The organism is Saccharopolyspora sp. NPDC000995 (genome assembly GCF_053599315.1).
The window spans coordinates 1-1,327 of the sequence record NZ_JBSFLZ010000341.1; the positions used below are offsets into that span (position 1 = coordinate 1).

Genomic DNA, 1,327 nt, shown 5'->3' on the forward strand with positions numbered 1-1,327 from the left:
GAGGTCACCAGTTCGCGGCTGGCCGAGCCCTTCGGGCACAGTCGTCCGCGGCTGATCGGCGAATCGGCAACACATCGCACTAACCGCTGATCTGTGCCGTTAGCTGTGCTTGGATGTCATACGGACCCCAGAGCCGCGAAGTGGCGTACGGCTCTCCATCAAGAGGGTATAGACGAAGGGCTTCGAACGACCGAGCTTCGCTGCTATGACTGGAACCCGTTCTCCTTCGAGGTACTCTTGCGCTACTTCCGCACTGAGCCTTGCCCGCCGTTCGCCAACTATCGGCTCGCCCGGCGTTAACCTCTCCATTGCTTCTCCGGATGGCTACTAATATGGCGAAGGCCCCGCTCGGCCAACAGGAACCGAAACGGGGCCAGCCTGGTACGGGTTAGTCCTCCGGCCTGCCGTGGTCGCCTTTCTGGTCGGGCTCCCAGAATTCCATGACTTCGGGGTCGCCTTTTTGGTCAGGGTCCCAGAGTTCGATCACTTGGTCGAGGTCCCAGACGAAATAGATGGGCTTGTAGCCGCTTTCCTTGAGTCGTTCGAAGATACCGCGTGCGAGCGTCTTGTGTTGTTCTTCGTCGCCACGAGGACCCCGGACGGTGACGCTATGAGGCATTTGCGTAAACGGTATGCCCATATCTTCGTCTAGTTCTTCGCTAAGACTGTGCCTGAGAAGCAGTTCGTAAGAAATGAAATGGTCGGTACCGGGGTTGCGAACCGCAATATGATCCGCGTATTCCTCCTCGATCGGCTCGAATTTCAATCCAATAATTTGCTCTAGACCCTCAACTACTGAGCCTTGGTGGCCACTGCGACCACCGAAGAACACATCAAAGTAGGCGGGCATTAGCCTTCCCTCTTCCAGTCGAAGTCAAAAATCTTTCCCCATATTCTTACTCGGGTGAGCTTGTGTGCGTTTCCAGGAGCGTTCAGGTAAGCTTTTAATCCGCTGACTGCTTGCTCCTGTGTTAGATCCGTTCGCCTTGCGTCGACGATAACGTCGGAACTCTGCCCTCCATTGAGGTGATCTCAGTAAGAAGTGTCTGGAGGGCGGCCTGCCGGAATGGGTGTGTGATCGGGTAGCGCTGGCCCGGGGAGAGTGGGACGTGGGGTCCCTGGTAAAAGAAGTTCGACCAAGAAACGATCTTCGACCAGGGAAGGCCCCACGTGGTCACGTATTCTGCCAAACTCGATGTTCCCCGTGAACTGGTGGTCTTCCTCAGCAGGCTGCTAGCCGGTGAACGCCGCAGGAAAGGGACCCGCAAGGGGCGCCGGGTGTTGACCACGTTCTGGCAGGCTGTGCTGGTCCTGCGGTGGTTCCGCG

2 protein-coding genes and 1 pseudogene are annotated in these 1,327 nt (G+C 57.4%); 1 reads left to right on the forward strand and 2 read right to left on the reverse strand.

The window, feature by feature from the left end:
- Positions 1-99: 99 nt before the first annotated feature.
- Positions 100-309 carry a helix-turn-helix domain-containing protein gene (locus ACWDKQ_RS36210; RefSeq protein WP_450143247.1) on the reverse strand — a complete coding sequence of 70 codons (210 nt, stop codon included), beginning with the start codon at positions 307-309 and terminating at the stop codon, positions 100-102.
- A gap of 79 nt (positions 310-388) precedes the next feature.
- Positions 389-850 carry a hypothetical protein gene (locus tag ACWDKQ_RS36215; RefSeq protein ID WP_450143248.1) on the reverse strand — a complete coding sequence of 154 codons (462 nt, stop codon included), beginning with the start codon at positions 848-850 and terminating at the stop codon, positions 389-391.
- 320 nt (positions 851-1,170) lie between these two features.
- Between ACWDKQ_RS36215 and ACWDKQ_RS36220 the strand changes: the two are divergent.
- Positions 1,171-1,327 (forward strand): annotated as a pseudogene (locus ACWDKQ_RS36220) (IS5/IS1182 family transposase); the annotation flags it as partial.